An 886-nucleotide genomic window follows, 5' to 3' on the forward strand; every position below is an offset into this window, starting at 1 on the left:
CGCCAGGCCGCACCAGTGACGAGCAAGGCGCCCACCACCGCCCCCAGACCTGCCAACGAGCTACCCAGTCGGCTGGCACTGGCATCGCCGCCGACCTGTGCGCACCAGACGCCGACGGCGGCCAGGAAGACCAGGCCGATCCCGGCGGTGGCGACGGCCGGCAGGTCCACCGGCTGGCGGAAGCCCGCGACGTGCAGGACCGCGAGTGCCAGCACGAGGACCGCGAGCGGATGCGCCACCGCCACCAGATGCCGCACCGCCCCGACGGCACTCTCGCCCCCGGTGGTGTCTGCGGTTTCAGCCTCATCGAGGCCGGCCAGGAGCCCCGCCCAGGTGAGCAGGAACAGCGAGCCGCCGAGGATGATCTCGTCGAGGGCGGTGGCCGGTCGCCCGGCGAGCCCCCCGGACGACCGCGACCCACCGCCTGGGCCGCCACTACCAGCACCGCCAACGGGCATGCCGGCGAACCGCAGGCCGTGAGTGAGGCGATTCAGTCGCGAGCCCCCGCCGGCCGGCCAGCCCATCCCGCCCAGCTTCCCGGCCGAGGTCGTGGTGGCGAGCAGCGTGGAACGGAGCCGAGAACGCCGCGCCCGGCTTGCCGGTACCGCCGCGAGGGCGGCGAGCGCCAGGACGGACATGGCGAGCTGCCCGGCATCCGCGAGGTACCCGACGTCCGCGACCATCGGGCGGACGGTGGCAAGCCGATCCCAGCGGTGCAGCGTCCAGGCCGTCTGCCCCACGGTCCAGGCGGTCAGCGCGGACGACAGCCAGATCAGCCAGCGGCCGCGGGCCCGGCCGAGCCGACGCGCGGCCCACGCGCAGCTCAGCGTCGCGGTCAGGCCGGCAGCGATTGCGGCGGCGTAAAGAAGCATCCCCCGTCCCGCCC

At 75.2% G+C, this 886-nt stretch carries 1 pseudogene; it reads right to left on the bottom strand.

Annotated elements, in window-relative coordinates:
• Positions 1–872: pseudogene (locus NBZ83_RS32365) on the bottom strand (GGDEF-domain containing protein); the annotation flags it as partial.
• Positions 873–886: the final 14 nt, after the last annotated feature.

Source organism: Frankia gtarii, from assembly GCF_025403375.1.
Classification (GTDB): domain Bacteria; phylum Actinomycetota; class Actinomycetes; order Frankiales; family Frankiaceae; genus Frankia; species Frankia gtarii.